The 14,247-nt window shown below is 69.0% G+C and carries 14 protein-coding genes; 2 read left to right on the forward strand and 12 right to left on the reverse strand.

Annotated elements, in window-relative coordinates:
• Window positions 1-53: 53 nt before the first annotated feature.
• The 12 genes from ACEN98_RS23105 to ACEN98_RS23160 form a co-directional block, all read right to left on the reverse strand.
• On the reverse strand, window positions 54-1,352 hold the full coding sequence (locus tag ACEN98_RS23105) for a tetratricopeptide repeat protein (RefSeq protein ID WP_413387279.1): 1,299 nt from the start codon (window positions 1,350-1,352) through the stop codon (window positions 54-56).
• Between the two features lie 186 nt (window positions 1,353-1,538).
• Window positions 1,539-3,023, reverse strand: a complete 1,485-nt coding sequence (locus ACEN98_RS23110) for a glycoside hydrolase family 3 protein (protein WP_413387280.1) — start codon at window positions 3,021-3,023, stop codon at window positions 1,539-1,541.
• Between the two features lie 9 nt (window positions 3,024-3,032).
• Window positions 3,033-4,043: an SIS domain-containing protein gene (locus ACEN98_RS23115; protein WP_413389072.1), complete on the reverse strand. Its 1,011-nt coding sequence runs from the start codon at window positions 4,041-4,043 to the stop codon at window positions 3,033-3,035.
• Window positions 4,036-5,145, reverse strand: a complete 1,110-nt coding sequence (gene nagA / locus ACEN98_RS23120) for an N-acetylglucosamine-6-phosphate deacetylase (RefSeq protein ID WP_413387281.1) — start codon at window positions 5,143-5,145, stop codon at window positions 4,036-4,038. Before nagA ends, ACEN98_RS23115 begins: the two co-directional genes overlap by 8 nt.
• Before the next feature lie 11 nt (window positions 5,146-5,156).
• A complete protein-coding gene (locus ACEN98_RS23125) occupies window positions 5,157-6,032 on the reverse strand; it encodes a BadF/BadG/BcrA/BcrD ATPase family protein (protein WP_413387282.1) in 876 nt (291 codons plus the stop codon).
• A 64-nt stretch (window positions 6,033-6,096) separates the two neighbouring features.
• Window positions 6,097-7,215, reverse strand: coding sequence for an AI-2E family transporter (locus ACEN98_RS23130; RefSeq protein ID WP_413387283.1), 1,119 nt, complete (start codon window positions 7,213-7,215; stop codon window positions 6,097-6,099).
• Window positions 7,212-8,081, reverse strand: a complete 870-nt coding sequence (gene htpX, locus ACEN98_RS23135) for a protease HtpX (protein ID WP_413387284.1) — start codon at window positions 8,079-8,081, stop codon at window positions 7,212-7,214. The genes ACEN98_RS23130 and htpX overlap by 4 nt, the downstream gene beginning before the upstream one ends.
• A gap of 123 nt (window positions 8,082-8,204) precedes the next feature.
• Entirely contained in the window at window positions 8,205-8,450 is a 246-nt protein-coding gene (locus tag ACEN98_RS23140; RefSeq protein ID WP_413387285.1) for a hypothetical protein, read from the reverse strand.
• An 8-nt stretch (window positions 8,451-8,458) separates the two neighbouring features.
• On the reverse strand, window positions 8,459-10,387 hold the full coding sequence (locus tag ACEN98_RS23145) for a CocE/NonD family hydrolase (RefSeq protein WP_413387287.1): 1,929 nt from the start codon (window positions 10,385-10,387) through the stop codon (window positions 8,459-8,461).
• A gap of 58 nt (window positions 10,388-10,445) precedes the next feature.
• Window positions 10,446-10,832: a hypothetical protein gene (locus tag ACEN98_RS23150; RefSeq protein WP_413387288.1), complete on the reverse strand. Its 387-nt coding sequence runs from the start codon at window positions 10,830-10,832 to the stop codon at window positions 10,446-10,448.
• A gap of 10 nt (window positions 10,833-10,842) precedes the next feature.
• Complete coding sequence (locus ACEN98_RS23155; RefSeq protein ID WP_413387289.1) at window positions 10,843-12,204, reverse strand: GIN domain-containing protein; 1,362 nt, start codon at window positions 12,202-12,204, stop codon at window positions 10,843-10,845.
• Between the two features lie 229 nt (window positions 12,205-12,433).
• Window positions 12,434-13,402: a hypothetical protein gene (locus ACEN98_RS23160; RefSeq protein ID WP_413387290.1), complete on the reverse strand. Its 969-nt coding sequence runs from the start codon at window positions 13,400-13,402 to the stop codon at window positions 12,434-12,436.
• 184 nt (window positions 13,403-13,586) lie between these two features.
• Between ACEN98_RS23160 and ACEN98_RS23165 the strand changes: the two genes are divergently transcribed.
• Both ACEN98_RS23165 and ACEN98_RS23170 read left to right on the forward strand, forming a co-directional pair.
• Entirely contained in the window at window positions 13,587-13,772 is a 186-nt protein-coding gene (locus tag ACEN98_RS23165) for a hypothetical protein (protein ID WP_036238481.1), read from the forward strand.
• On the forward strand, window positions 13,754-14,239 hold the full coding sequence (locus ACEN98_RS23170; protein ID WP_413387291.1) for a hypothetical protein: 486 nt from the start codon (window positions 13,754-13,756) through the stop codon (window positions 14,237-14,239). Before ACEN98_RS23165 ends, ACEN98_RS23170 begins: the two co-directional genes overlap by 19 nt.
• Window positions 14,240-14,247 lie beyond the last annotated feature (8 nt).

The following is a 14,247-nucleotide window of genomic DNA, read 5'->3' on the forward strand; positions in this document are numbered from 1 at the left end:
AGCGGCGCGAACCGTGGTCCGCGCCGCCCTGTCTGCCGGTGATCCGGCCGGGATTACTTGGCCGCCATCGCACCCGTCGGGTGGTTCAGCAGCAGGATCCAGTACTTGGCCGTGTCGGACAGGCCGCCGCCGGCTTTCACTTGCTGGAAGGTCTCGATGGCCTTGTCCTTCTGGCCGGCTTTCGCGTAGGCCATGCCCAGGCGCAGCTTGGCTTCGTCCGGCGACTTCAGGCCGCCCTTGGCGATACCTTGCTGGATGAACGGGATGCCCTTGTCGAACTGGTCCATCGTGACGTATGCCCAGCCCAGGTTGACGAGGCCGGCACCGGTCTTGGCCTTGGCGGCGCCCGCTTCGCCCGCGGCGATGTTTTTCGCATCGCTTGCGGCTTCCTTGGTGGCGCGGTCGCGCAGGTGGCGGTCCTTGGCGGCGCCGCTGCCCGTGCCCAGCACGCCGGCGGCGAAGCCCGCGTCGACGACCTTCTTCGCTTCGGTCGGGAAGCCATCCTTCATGGCCAGCTCGGCCAGTTCCGTGTAGGCGTCCGACGACATCTGCTTGACGGCCGCGAATTCGAGACGCAGCACGTCAGGGATGTTGGCGTCCTGGAAGCCCGGCTTGCGCACGATGCCGCGGCTGATCAGGTCGGTCCAGAAATCGTCGGTCGGGTAGTAGGCGGCGAGCTTTTCCAGGCCGCGCAGGTAGGCGGCGTCATCCTTGACCTTGTTCGCGGCCGACGCGTACAGGCGCAGGTCTTCCTGGGTCGGGGTCTTGCCGGCCTGTTCCGCTGCCTGCAGCACCGGTTCCTGGGCTTTCAGCGCCGACGCGTAGTCGCCGCTCAGGTAGTACGCGCGGATCAGCGCCGAGTTGATCTGGTCAGTCGACTTGCCCGATGCCTGGATCTGCTTGTACAGCTCGATCGCCTTCGGATAATTCTTGGCGTTGTAGTACATCGTGGCCAGCGCCTGCGTGAAGTTGCCCTTGTCCGCGTCCGGCAGCTTGCCCGACGCCAGGATCGCTTCCAGCGCGCCGATCGCCATCTGGTCGTCACCCGTCGACGTACCCAGCGACAACTTCATACGGTTCAGCACATAGGTCTCGTACGGCGTCTTGTCCGGGAACGCTTCGGCCTGGGTGATGCGGTTCTTCACCTCGCCATAGTTCTTTGCGTCCATCAGCGGCTTGATCTGCGCCGGGTCGAGCAGCTTGTACAGTTCCGGGCGGACGGAATCAGGCTTCGGCGCGGGCGCCTCGGCTTTCTTGTCCTGCGCCGACGCGCTGTGCATCAGGGCCGGCGCGGCGTTCAGGCCAAGGGCGGCCAGCATCATGGCAAGGCGGGCGAAACGGAATTGGGACATTGAAAAATCCTCTCTTAATGACGATAAAGTTGCACCTATCAGAGACTGCAAATACATACGCCGACGGTGCCGGGTGCCGATCTCGGACAAAGCGTGCATTGTCCCACAAACTGCTGACGGGCGTGGCAATTGTGCCCCAGCGGTGCGAGGTCGGTATGGGGCGTTACAATGCGTTACCGCCCGAGGTCAGAAGCCGGGCACCGGGCACTGTCCCGCCGCCTCGATCCCGCCCGCCAGCCAGGCCCGGACCGCATCCAGCGCGGGCGGTGCGAAGCCATAGGTCATCAGCGCGGGCGCGGCGAAGTCGAGGGCCTGGTACGGATTCCACAACGCGAGGTGCAGGTCCGGCGTCCACGTGCCACGTGCGTGCGGGCCGTAGCGGCGGCGCGAGGTCGACGCGAGGATCGTGAAGCGGCCGTCGTCCGGCAGCGCGTTCCAGTCGAACGTCTCGGCATCGGCGAACGTCACGAGGTCCACGTCGAACAGCGTCGCCAGCATCGCCGCGATGGCGCTGGCCGGCACGCCCGCTTCCGACACGCCGTCGCTGACGACGTCCTGCCGCGCCACGAGGCGCACCTTGCTGCCCGGTGCGGGACGCCGCGGCTTGCCGCGCGCCGTGAGCGCCCGGCGCCATGCGTCCGCCATCAGCGCGCGGTCCGCGTCTTCCGTCGCATACCGCACGGCGCCCGCCGGATGTGCGCGCGCGAGGCGGTCAAGGCGTGCCAGGCGCGCATGCACGTCGGCCAGCGGCAGGCGGCCGTCCTCGATGGCGGCGGCGATCGCCGCGATCGTGCGTTCCTGTGTGTCGCGGCTGCCGATGGCCATCACCATGTCCGCGCCCGCCATCAACGCATTCACGGCGGCGTCGCCGGCGTCGTACCGGTGCGCGATCGCGTGCATGTCCATGCCGTCCGTGATGATCACGCCGTCGTAATTCCATTGCGTGCGCAGCAGGTCATGCAGGATCGCGCGCGACATCGTGGCCGGATTGTCGGCGTCGAGGGCGGGGTAGACGATGTGCGCCGTCATCACCGCCGGCGCGTGCGGCGCGGCCGCGCGGAACGGCGCGAATTCGAAGCGCTCCAGTTCCGGCAAGGGTTTGTCGACGGTGGGCAGGTCGCGGTGCGAGTCGACGTGCGTGTCGCCGTGGCCGGGGAAATGCTTGACGCAGCAGGCCACGCCTTCGCTGTCGCTGCCCGCCATCCACGCGAGCGCGAGGGCCGTGGCGCGATCCGGATCGGCGCCGAACGAGCGTTCCGCGATGACGGGATTGCGCGGGTTATTGTTCAGGTCCAGCACGGGCGCGAAGTTCCAGTTGAAGCCCAGCGCGCGGATCGCGCGCGCCACGGCCGCGCCCACGTCGCGCGCGAGCGGTTCGTCGCCCGCCGCGCCGAGCGCCATCGCGGACGGCGGCGGCGGCACCCACAGCGCGCGCACGACGGCGCCGCCTTCCTGGTCGAGCGCGATCAGGGCGTGCTCGCCCATCGCATCCTTCAAGTCGCTCGTGAAGCGCGTGAGCTGCGCGGCGTCCGTCATGTTCTGGCGGAACAGGCACGCGCCGCGGATGCGGTTGGCGCGGATGAAGTCGGCCGTGTCGGCGTCGAGTGCCGTGCCGAACAGCCGGATCATGATCAGGCGCCCGGCAAGTTGGCGCAAATCGTTCGTGTGCATCAGTGCGGCTCAGTGTGTTTTTGTGACTTTGTTCAGGTGGCGCGGCTTGTCCGGATCGAACCCGCGCGCTTTCGACAGGTGCGCCGCCATCACGTAGAACGCGTTGATCGCGACGATCGGGTCGAGGTCCGCGCAGGTCGATACGGGCAGGTCGAGATCGCGCGAGGCGATGTCGGTCGGCGCCGCCAGCAGCACGCGCGCGCCGCGGCCGCGCATCTCGTCGGCCAGCGCGACGAGGCCCGCTTGCGTCGGGCCGCGCGTCGCGAAGATCAGCAGCGGATAGCCCTCGTCGATCAACGCCATCGGGCCGTGCTTGATCTCGGCGCCGGAGAACGCTTCCGCCTGCAGCGAGGACGTCTCCTTGAATTTCAGCGCCGCCTCCAGCGCGATGGGGAAGCTGATGCCGCGGCCCACGACCATGATGTTGCGCGCCGGCGCCAGCACCTCGAGTGCCGCCGACCAGTCGGTCCGCGCGGCCTGGCGCAGCGCGTCCGGCAGGGCGGCCAGGCCGTCCTTCAACTCTGCATCCTGCTGCCATTCCGCGACGAGGCGCGCGCCGGCCGTCAGGCTCGCGATGAAGCTCTTCGTCGCGGCGACGCTCTGCTCCTTCCCGGCGCGCAGCGGCAGCGCCCATTCGGCCGCGCGTGCGAGCGGCGAATCGATGTCGTTCACGAGCGCTACCGTCGTCGCGCCGCCCTGGCGGAAGTAGCGGACCGGTTCGACGACGTCCGGGCTCTGGCCCGATTGCGAGATCGATATGGCCAGCGTGCCGGACGCCTGCAGCGGCGCCTTGTACAACGTGACGAGCGACATCGGCAGCGACGTCACGAGACGGCCCATGCGCGCCATGATCAAATAGGCGAGGTAGCTGGACGCGTGGTCCGAGCTGCCGCGCGCCACCGTCACCGCGTTATGGAAGGAGGCGCCCCGCAGGTGGTGGCCCAGCGCGGCGTAGCGGTCGGCGTCGTTTGCCAGCTGCAGGGCGACGCAGTCGGCCGCGGACACGGCTTCTTCAAGCATCAGCGAGGTCACACTGTTCTCCTTCGATATGAACGGTTTTCAGATTCAGGTCGCGGTCGAGCACGACGAGGTCGGCGAAGCAGCCCGGCGCGATGCGGCCGCGGCGCGTTTCGCCCAGGTAGTCGGCGGCGTTCGTCGACACGCGACGCGCGGCGTCGGCGAGATCGAGGCCGATCGAGACGAGGTTGCGCAGCGCCTGGTCCATCGTCAGCGTGCTGCCGGCCAGCGTGCCGTCCGCGAGGCGCACGCCGCCCATGCATTTGTGGACGACCTGGCGGCCCAGCATGTACTGGCCGTCCGGCATGCCGGCGGCGGCCGTGGAATCCGTCACGCAGTACAGGTGCGGGATGCAGCGCAGCGCCGTGCGGATCGCGCCCGGATGCACGTGCAACAGGTCGGGGATGATTTCCGCGTACTGCGCATGCGCCAGCGCGGCGCCGACCATGCCGGGATCGCGGTGGTGCAGGCCCGGCATCGCGTTGAACAAATGCGTGAAGCCGGCCGCGCCGTGTTCCAGCGCGCGCACGCCGTCGTCGTAGTTGCCGTTCGTGTGGCCGATCTGCACGCGGATGCCCGCGTCGGCCAGCTGGCGCACGAGCGCGAGGTGGCCGTCGATCTCGGGCGCCACGGTGATCAGCCGCATCGGTGCCTGCGCGTTGAATCGCTCCACTTCCGCCATCGTCGCTTCGCGTGCGAACGGCGGCTGCGCGCCCAGCTTGCCCGAGTTGATGTACGGGCCTTCCAGGTGCACGCCGAGGATGCGCGCTTCGCCCTTGCCCCGTTCCGCGCACGCAGTGCCGATGGCGGTGAGCGCCCGGTCGATATCGTCCAGCGGCGCCGTCATCGTCGTGGCCAGCAGGCTCGTCGTGCCGTGCCGCGCGTGCAGGCGGGCGATCACGTGCGGCGCGTCGCCGCCTTCCATCATGTCGCGTCCCGCGCCCCCGTGCACGTGCAGGTCGATGAAGCCGGGCAGGATGTAGTCGTCGTTGTTCGATGCCGGGTCGGCCGTGTCGCCTTCGATGGCGGCGATCGTCGCCGTGCCGTCTTCGATGACGATGCGGCCGAGGATCCAGCCGTCCGGAGTCAGGATATTGCCTTGCATGGTGGGCCCTTTCATGCCGCGACGTGCAGCTCGATCATCCGTAGTGCGCCGCGTGCGGAATCGCCTTCGGGCGCGCGGGCGCGGGCCGCGAGCGCGGGCGGGAGCCAGTCGCGCAGGGCGCTCCCCAGGCCGCCGCACAGCGCGAGGGGGAGACGCCCGTCCGGGTCGAGCGCGCGGGCGATGGCGGCAGCTTCCTCGCCGGCCTTCGCCAGGATGGCGCGCGCGGCCGGATCGTCCGCGTGCTGCAGCACGAGGGGCGCGAGCGTGGCGTACGTCGTCTGCGTGGCCTGGCCGAGCCAGACCTGGATCGCGGCGCGGTTGCCGCCGCATGCGTCGACGACGGCGTCGGCGAAGGCGCCGCCGGGCCGGCGTCCGTCGAGCACCTGTTCGATATGGTTGATGGCGGCGAGGCCGATCCACCCGCCGCTCGCTTCGTCGCCGGCGGGGAAGCCCCAGCCGCCCACTTCGCGCCGCGTGCCGTCGGGTTGCAGCACTTCGCCGACGCTGCCCGTGCCGATGGCGACGATGGCGCCGGGACGGCCACCGTGCGCGCCCAAAAGGGTAGAAAAAGCATCGGTTTCGAGACGCAGCGCGGCGTAGCCGGGATCCGCTTGCTCGAACGCCTGGGCCCACTGGCGATTGTGCACGCCGGCGAGGCCCAGGCCGATGGCGATGCGGTCAAGCGAAGGTTGTTCGATGCCGGCCGCGGCGAAGGCCTGGGCGACTGCGTCCTGGACGGAAGCCCAGGCGCGGGCGATGCCCAGGCCGAGGCCGGACGGGCCGCTGGCGCCCTGGGCCAGTTCGACGACACCGTGGGGAGAAAAGCGCGCAAGGCGCACGCGGGTGCCGGTGCCGCCGCCGTCGACGCCGATGAGATAGTCGATCATATGAGTGCTGTGCCGGGAAGGTCAGGGCACTATAGGCAGCACTGATAGGCTTGTCAACAGGTATTTAATTGGTATTGTCGCGCCGGTCGGAAGAGACAAGATTGGTCTCGTCCTCTCTGCTGGAGGCATCCATGTCGAAGGGCGAATTGGTATTGAAAGCGGTATTGTCGCGCAGCCACTCGAACAGGATCGCCATCAGGAACGGACCGACGAACAGGCCGAGCACGCCCAGGGTCGAGACGCCGCCGAGAAGGCCGAACAGCACGGCGAGGAACGGCAGGTTGACGCGCCGGCCGATCAGCTTCGGGCGGATGAATTTATCGACGAGGAACAGCTCGAACGCGCCCCAGCAGAACAGGCCCAGCGCGGCACCGGAATGACCCTGGCCCAGCAGCAGCAGCGAGACGAGCGAGAACGACAGCGGCGCGCCGCCCGGCACGAGCGCGAGATAGCCCGTGAGCACGCCCAGCAGCGCCGGCGCCGGCGCGCCCGCGATGGCGTAGGCGACGCCGAGCACGCAGCCCTCGAGGATGGCGACGGAGACGAGGCCCAGCGCGGTGCCGCGCACGGACAGGGGGAACACGCGGCGCAGCATCGGATACTGGCGCGGCAGCGCGCGCATGCCGGCCGTGTCGACGTGGCGGATGGCGGCGGGGCCGTGCAGGTACAGCACGAACAGGGTGAGCAGGGCGAGGAACAGGTACAGCGCATTCGCGAGGATCGTCGAGCCCCACAGGCGCGCGGCGCCCGTCAGGTGCGGAGCGAAGTCGCCGGCCGCGCTGCCGACGAGGCGGTTCAAGCCGCCGGGCAGGGCAAGGTGTTCGTTCCACCACTGGACCGCGTGTTCGGCCACCATCGGCAGGTGCGCGATCCAGGCGGGGACGGGGATGCCCGTCTCGTTGGCGCGGGCCAGGAGGCGCTGCACGCCGGCCAGTTCGCCGCCCAGCGTATTCAGCAACACGATGGATGGGCCGACGAAACCGAGGATCAGCAGGCCCACGAGGCAGGCCGCGCTGGCGGCGGGCGGCCAGCCGCGGCGCTGCAGGTGGACGTGCGCGGGCCAGGTGATCACGGCGAGCAGGCCGGCCCAGGCCAGCGCGCCGAGGAAGTGCTGCAGGAGGACGCCCAGCGCCAGCGCGAACAGCGCCGGCACGAGAAGCCTGGACGCGCGCCGGTCCGTCATGCCTGCTGCAAGGCCGCGATGCGGTCCTCGCACGACGGGTGGCTGCTGAACAGGGCCAGCACGCCGCCGCCGGCGATGCCCGACGCGGCCAGGTTCTTCGGCAGGTCGGCGTGATCCAGGCCGCCCAGGCGACGGAGCGCGGCGATCATCGGACGGGGCGTGCCCATGATCTGCGCGGCGCCGCGGTCGGCGCGGTATTCGCGCTGGCGCGAGAACCAGGCCACGATGATGCTGGCCACGAGGCCGAACAGCAGGTCGCACACGACGGACGTGATCGTGAACGCGATGCCGGGGCCGCGCTCCTCGCCGTCGCGGCGCAGGAACTGGTCGACGGCGTATGCGACGACGCGCGCCAGGAAGATCACGAACGTGTTCACGACGCCCTGGATCAGCGTGAGCGTCACCATGTCGCCGTTCGCGACGTGCGCCACTTCGTGCGCCAGCACCGCTTCCACTTCATCGTGCGTCATCGACGTCAGCAGGCCCGTCGACACGGCGACGAGCGACGCGTTCTTCGTCGCGCCGGTCGCGAATGCGTTCGGCGCGCCTTCGTAGATCGCGACTTCCGGCATCGCGACGCCGGCCTTCTGCGCCTGGCGCGCGACGGTGTCGAGCAGCCAGCGCTCGGTGGGGTTGGACGGCTGCGCGATCACGCGCGCACCGGTCGACCATTTTGCGATGGGCTTCGACAGCCACAGCGAAATGAACGCGCCGCCGAAGCCCATCAGGCCGGCGAAGACGAGCAGGGCGCCCAGGTTCAGGCCCTTGGCCGTCAGGTAATGGTTAACGCCCAGCAGGCTCGCCGTGATGCCAAGCACGAGCATGATGGCGACGTTGGTGGCAAGGAAAAGCAGGATGCGTTTCATGGTCGTATCTCTCATCAATAACAAGAATCGCGGCGCAAGCGGCCGTGGTCAAGGCGAAGGATAGGACAAGGAGGCATCTTGGAAAAGCGAAGTAAACAGAAGGATTTCTTCGAAAAAATGGAATTATAACTGACGCACGTCGACGGGCGGGTTGTCCCAGTCGTCATTGCGGCCGTTCAGGTACGTGACGGGCAGCGTCGCGCGTGCGTCGGCCGCCAGGTCGTCCAGGCAGTGCACGCTGACCGCGACGTAGTCTCCCCAGCGCGGCGACGTGCCCGTGCCGAACGGCCGGATGCCGCACGTGGCGCAGAACAGGTGGCGCTCCGTGCGCACCGCGCCGCAGTGGCAGCTGCCGTGCCAGGTGCGCACGCCGCCCGTCATTGCGCCGCTTTCACGAGCGGCAGTTCGACGTAGCTGCTGTGGTAGACGCGCTGCGTGGCCTTGCGGTAGTCGCCCGGCTGGGCGAAGAAGATGTTCGGCACGAACGTCTGCGGATTGCGGTCGTACAGCGGGAACCAGCTCGATTGCACCTGCACCATGATGCGGTGGCCGGGCAGGAACACGTGGTTCGCCGTCGGCAGGCCGAAGCGGTACGCCAGCGCCTTGTTCGGCGCCAGCGCTTTCGGCTTGTCGAAGCCTTCGCGGTAGCGGCCGCGGAAGATGTCGCCGGCCACCATCAGCTGGTAGCCGCCCATCGCCGGCTGCGACCCCACCTGGTCCGGGTACACGTCGATCAGCTTCACGACCCAGTCGGAATCCGTGCCGCTCGTCGACGCGACGAGGTGCGCGACCGGCTCGCCGCTGATTTTCACGGGCGCCGTCAGGACGTCGGACACGAACGTCGCGACGTCCGTGCGGCCCGACGCCTCGCGCTGGTCGTCGACGAGCCAGCGCGGCCACGTCTGTCCCTTCGCTTCGTCGTAGCCGTATGGCGGAATCGGACGCTGGCGGAACGGCACGGGCTTGGCCGGGTCGGACACGTATTCGTCGTAGCCCTTCGCATCGGCCGCGCCGCCCAACTGGGCCTTCTGGTTCGCGGCCAGGCGCAGCGCGACGGGTTCGATGGCGCCGCCCGGCCACGCGGGCAGGTTGCGCCACTTGTTCGTGCCCGTTTCGAACGCGGTCACCGTCGGAATATCGGGTACACTCGCATCGCCTTTCAGGTAGCGCGCGAGGAACGGTTTCAAGACCTGCTGGCGCCAGTACAGCGCCGTGTCGCTGCCGAATTTCAGGGTGCCGAGCGTGGCGCCGTCGCCGATCGCGCCGCCGTGCGACCACGGGCCCAGCGACAGGAATACCTTGTTCTCCGTGTCGTGCGGCTTGATGGCCTTCCACACGGCGATGGCGCCGTAGATGTCTTCCGCGTCCCAGTAACTGTGCACGAGGAGCGTCGGCACCGTGACGGGCTGACGCGCGAGGATGCCGTCCATCGCCTGCTGCCGCCAGAACGCGTCGTACGCCGGATGCGCGACGACCTTGTTCCAGAAGCCGCTCTGTTCCAGGCCCCGCTCGCGGCCCAGCGCGCCCGCGGAACCGGCGCGCAGGTACATGTCGTAGTCGTCGTAGTTCGTGATGGGCCACTTGGCCGTGTTAGCGCGCGTGACGACCTGTTCGAGCATGTACGACATATTGATCTGCCGGAAGGCGCCGTTGTGGAACCAGTCGTCGCCCTTCCAGCCGTCCACCATCGGATTCATCGGCACCGCGACCTTCAGCGCCGGGTGCGGGTTCACGAGCGCCATCAGCGGCAGGAAGCCGTCGTACGAAATGCCGATGATGCCCACGCGCCCGTTCGTCTCCGCCACGTTCTTCGTCAGCCATTCGATCGTGTCGTACGTGTCGGTCGAGTGGTCGACGGGCGTCGGGTTCAGCGGGCCATGCAGCGGGCGGTTCATCACGTAGTCGCCTTCGGACCCGTACTTGCCGCGCACGTCCTGCACGACGCGGATATAGCCTTCCCCGGCGATGACGTCGGCCGCGTTGTCGTAGCCCGTCAGGATCGTCTCCAGGTCCGAGCTGTCCGCGTGGTTCACGAGGCTGGACGCATCGTACGGCGTGCGCGTGAGCAGGATGGGTGCGTCGTGCACGCCCTTCGGCACGATGATGATGGTGTTCAGCTTCGTCCCGTCGCGCATCGGGATCATGACCGTGCGCTTCACGTAGTTGAAGCCGGCGTCGGGTGGCCTGAATTCGGCCGGGGTCTCGGACGGGAGTTCCGTATACTGCGGCGCCGTCTGCGCGTGCGCGAAACCGGCGAGCGCCACCGCACCGATGAGCGGCGCGAGGCGGACTGGGCATGACGTCATCGATATCCTTGGGCGTGTCGTGGGTGGCGCCCGCTACATTAGCACAAGGACCAGGCGTTCAGCCGTGGGCGGCACGTTGCCTGGCGTGCGGATGGTCGAGCTGGACTTCGCGCAGCGCGGCCTCGAACAGCACCACGCGGCGCGCGCGCGGCAGCGCTTCCCACCACGCGAGCGGGAAGGTGAGGCGGCGGTCGGCCATGCGCACGAAGGCGTCGAAGCCGGGCCGCGTCTCGACGAGCACGATAGCCTCGTCGAGATGCGCGGCGCGCACCTCGATGCGCAGGCCGTCCTCGTTCGCATAGGCCAGCACGCGGCTCACGTCTTCCCACGGCACGACGGTATCGCCGGCGGCGAAGCAGTCCGGGAACACGCGCACGGCGGGGGCAAGCGCCGGCACGAGACGGCGTTTCAGGCGGGCGAGTATAGGCGACATCGTGGACAGCATGGCGACGTCCTTACCGGGCCGTGTGCGAACCGCTGCGGTCGACGAGCAGCAGCTGGCCGCGCGCGCCGGTCTTCGTGTCCGCGCGGTCGGGCTGAGAGACGACGTTGACCGACGCGGTGCCCGGTCCGTGCACGACGATGTCCGCATGGGCGGCCGTCAGGCCATGGCCATCGAGGCTGCCCGAGCCGGCGATCTGGGCGTCGACCTGCGCGACGTTGCCGTCGATGCGGGCGTCGCCCGGACCGTTCATGCGCAACAGCAGGCGCTTGCCGGACATGCTCGCCTTGAGGCCGCCGGAGCCCGACAGGGCCGCGTCCAGCGTATCGCCCACGTTCGCCAGCGTGACGCCGCCGGGGCCGCGGGCACGCACCGTCGCCTTGCCCGCCTTGAGGCCGGCCGCATCGAGATCGCCCGAGCCGGCCAGTTCCACGTCCAGGTCGCCCACCGTGCCGGCCAGCGCGACGTTGCCCGGCCCGTTCATGCGCAGCTGCGCCGTCCCGGCCTGCAGGCCGCGCACGGCCAGTTCGCCCGAGCCGTCCACTTCGCCGTCGAACTTGCGGATGGCGCCCGCGAGGCACGCATTGCCCGGTCCCCGCTGCACGCTGCGCGCGCCGCCGTCGACGCGCAGGTCGCAGCCTTCGAAATCGCCCGAGCCGGACATCTCCAGGTCCAGTTCGTGCGCGCTGCCCGACAGCTTGACGTTGCCCGGCCCGCGCATGCGTGCCGTCACCTTGCTCGCGCGCAGGCCGTCCGCTTCCACGTCGCCGGAGCCGCCGGCCTGCACGGACAGCGTGCCGCTCACGTCGGCCAGTTCCACGTCGCCCGGACCGTTCAGCGCCAGGTCGACGTCGCCGGCTTTCAGGTGCTGCAGCTCGAGGTCGCCGCTGCCGCTGGACGTCACGGTCAGCTGGCGCACGGTGCCGCTCGCGTGGACGTCGCCCGGGCCGTTGCCGGCCAATGTGAAGCGCTCGGCGTTGATGCGGTCGATCTCGACGTCGCCGCTGCCGGCCACCGTCAGGCGTTTCAGGGCAGACGCGCCGATGCGGACGGTGACCGTCTCGCGGCGCTTGCCGAAGTTGAAGAAGAAACCGTTGCGCTGCACGGGCCGCACGACGAGCGTGTCGCCACGCACGACGGTCTCGATCTCGGCCAGCTGCTTGCGTTCGCCGCTCAGTTCCAGCGACGGCTGCGCCTGCGCGTCGATCACGACGTGGTACGGGCCCGCCAGCTCGATCGCGCTGAATGCCGTGACGGCACGCCGTTCCGTGGCATTGCCGGTCTCCTGCGGCTGGGCGAACGAGGCGGGCATCGTGACGAAGGCGCCGGCCGCGAGCGCGGCGGCCAGGACGGTGAGCTTGAGGGCGTTTTTCATGGTGTCGTCGTGGTTGTCTGCGGCAGCGCCGGGAGACTGCACGATACGGCAGGCAGAACGCCGATGCAGCCGGCTTTCGACGAATGCGCGAAAACGGGGGACAGGCTGCGTAAAACAAGGAGTGGATGGCCCGTACCTCGTCGTTCCCGCGCAGGTGGGATAGTTGCGTGCTTTTCGGTAGTGCTACATTGGGCCGCTGCCTTCGCAGGGGCGACGGTCTTCAGGGCGGCTATTTGATCGGCGTAACCGAGAATCCAGCCTGTGCGAGATCGTCCAGCAGCCCGCCGCAATCCGCGTCGTCATGCCGCGCCGCGAACAGGTTGCGCACGGGGACCACGTAGAAATGCGTGCGGCCGTCCGCCACCTTCGCCATGCGTGCGATCCAGGCGCGGTTGCGCGCACACACGAGGCCCGCGTCGAGCGGCGCCAGCCTGGTCAGCGGACTCCCGTCGGACGGCGCGCGGCCGTGCAGCAGGGCGTCGAAGTCGCGCGTGAGGCGCGCCGTGGCCGCCGGGGAGGGCGGCGCACTGTCCACGACGTCCAGCATCATCATCGTGCGGCGCGGGCCGGCGGCGCAGTAGGCGTGCATCATGCCCGTGCGGTAATCGATGTCGTGCACGGGGAGGTCCGGCCGTGCGCGCACGAGGGCTTCGGCGACGGTGCCGCCTTTGTTGTGGTCTGGCGCGGCGGACGCGAGCGCGGCCACCTGCATGCGCGCGAACTGCAGCAGCGTGAATTCGTCGCTCATCTCGACCAGGCGCGCCCAGGACTGCGCCTGCGTGTCCGGATCGGGCGCCTTCGCGAGCGCCTTGACGTCGAGCGCGTCGCGCCGGGCCATGTCGGCCTGCAGCGCGAGCGTGAGGATGCGCTGGCGCGCGTCGTTCAGCATGGCGATGCCTTGCTCGTCGAGCTGGCGCAGGTCGCATCCGGGTGCCGTGGGGCCTTCCTCGCCATCGCCGACGCCCTCGACCGCCAGCGTGGCGGACGCGCGCAGCGCCGGCAGCACGGCGCGCGTGTAATAGGCGTCGAATTCGGCCGGCAGGCCGGCGGGCGTCGCGGCGAGTACGTACAGCGTGGTCGTGCCATGGCCTTCGACCGCATGCGAGGCTTTCCAGAGACGCGGCGTGGCGGCATGCGCCGTACCGGCCGCCAGGGCGAGCAGGCACGCGAAGATGCGAGGGAGGAGGGCGGTCGTCATGCCGGAATTATAGCTACGGATTGCTTGGCAGCATGAAACCGCGACCTGCTGCAGATGTGGCTGGAGCGCAACGACGGCGCCTGCCGGGCCATTGCGCGGCCCCCATCCCGACGCACGCCTGGTGCCCGGCCGTGGCCGGAACGGAGGGCGAATGTCATAATGGGTGCTCGTCAAGGAGATCATCGTGATTCGCTACATGGGCACCCGCAAGAATGCGGAAGGTGCCTCCGTCTATATATTCATCGTCAACGGCATGGAAAAGGAAGTGCGCGAGCACGCGCTCAAGCAGCATCCAGGCTGTTACGAGGCGCTGCCGGCCTCGGTGAAGGCGAAGATCGCCGCCAACCGCGCATGGTTGGGAAAATTGTAGGCCTGCTGGCTGCCGCACTGGCGCTCGCCGGGCCCGTGCACGCGCAGACCCAGGACAAGCCGCCGTCCACGTTCGGCCCCGTCATCGGCGCGGCCCTGCTGTGCCACGACCATCTCGACAACAAGTATTTCTATACCTGGCTGAAGACCCATTTCGGGCCCGCGTACAAGCACGAGGGCGGCGCGTACTGGTTCCGCACGGGCGAGACGACCCTGTGGGGCGCGCCCGTCACCGAGGTGATGGTCAGCGACGACACGAGCGAATGGGTGTTCGTGGGCGCCGTCGCCGACGTGGCGCCGGACGAACTGGAGCAGGCCGTCCGCAAGGCGGCGGGCGTGCGCCACCTGGCGGCGGATGCGTCGCCTTACCCTTTGCGCGTATCCGTCCCCGGCAGCACGATCGCTTACTACAATGCCAAAAGCAAAATATACTGCGCGAAGTTCAAACCGCTGCCCCCGCGCCGGTAAGCTTTTGG

Source organism: Massilia sp. CT11-137, assembly GCF_047302885.1.
Classification (GTDB): Bacteria; Pseudomonadota; Gammaproteobacteria; order Burkholderiales; family Burkholderiaceae_D; genus Telluria; species Telluria orientalis.

Bases quoted from the DNA above. Each gene is read 5' to 3' on its own strand.
- ACEN98_RS23105 (WP_413387279.1), bottom strand. From the start codon at position 1,352: ATGTCCCAATTCCGTTTCGCCCGCCTTGCCATGATGCTGGCCGCCCTT.
- ACEN98_RS23110 (WP_413387280.1), bottom strand. From the start codon at position 3,023: ATGCACACGAACGATTTGCGCCAACTTGCCGGGCGCCTGATCATGATC.
- ACEN98_RS23115 (WP_413389072.1), bottom strand. From the start codon at position 4,043: ATGCTTGAAGAAGCCGTGTCCGCGGCCGACTGCGTCGCCCTGCAGCTG.
- nagA (WP_413387281.1), bottom strand. From the start codon at position 5,145: ATGCAAGGCAATATCCTGACTCCGGACGGCTGGATCCTCGGCCGCATC.
- ACEN98_RS23125 (WP_413387282.1), bottom strand. From the start codon at position 6,032: ATGATCGACTATCTCATCGGCGTCGACGGCGGCGGCACCGGCACCCGC.
- ACEN98_RS23130 (WP_413387283.1), bottom strand. From the start codon at position 7,215: ATGACGGACCGGCGCGCGTCCAGGCTTCTCGTGCCGGCGCTGTTCGCG.
- htpX (WP_413387284.1), bottom strand. From the start codon at position 8,081: ATGAAACGCATCCTGCTTTTCCTTGCCACCAACGTCGCCATCATGCTC.
- ACEN98_RS23145 (WP_413387287.1), bottom strand. From the start codon at position 10,387: ATGACGTCATGCCCAGTCCGCCTCGCGCCGCTCATCGGTGCGGTGGCG.
- ACEN98_RS23150 (WP_413387288.1), bottom strand. From the start codon at position 10,832: ATGCTGTCCACGATGTCGCCTATACTCGCCCGCCTGAAACGCCGTCTC.
- ACEN98_RS23155 (WP_413387289.1), bottom strand. From the start codon at position 12,204: ATGAAAAACGCCCTCAAGCTCACCGTCCTGGCCGCCGCGCTCGCGGCC.
- ACEN98_RS23160 (WP_413387290.1), bottom strand. From the start codon at position 13,402: ATGACGACCGCCCTCCTCCCTCGCATCTTCGCGTGCCTGCTCGCCCTG.
- ACEN98_RS23170 (WP_413387291.1), top strand. From the start codon at position 13,754: ATGGTTGGGAAAATTGTAGGCCTGCTGGCTGCCGCACTGGCGCTCGCC.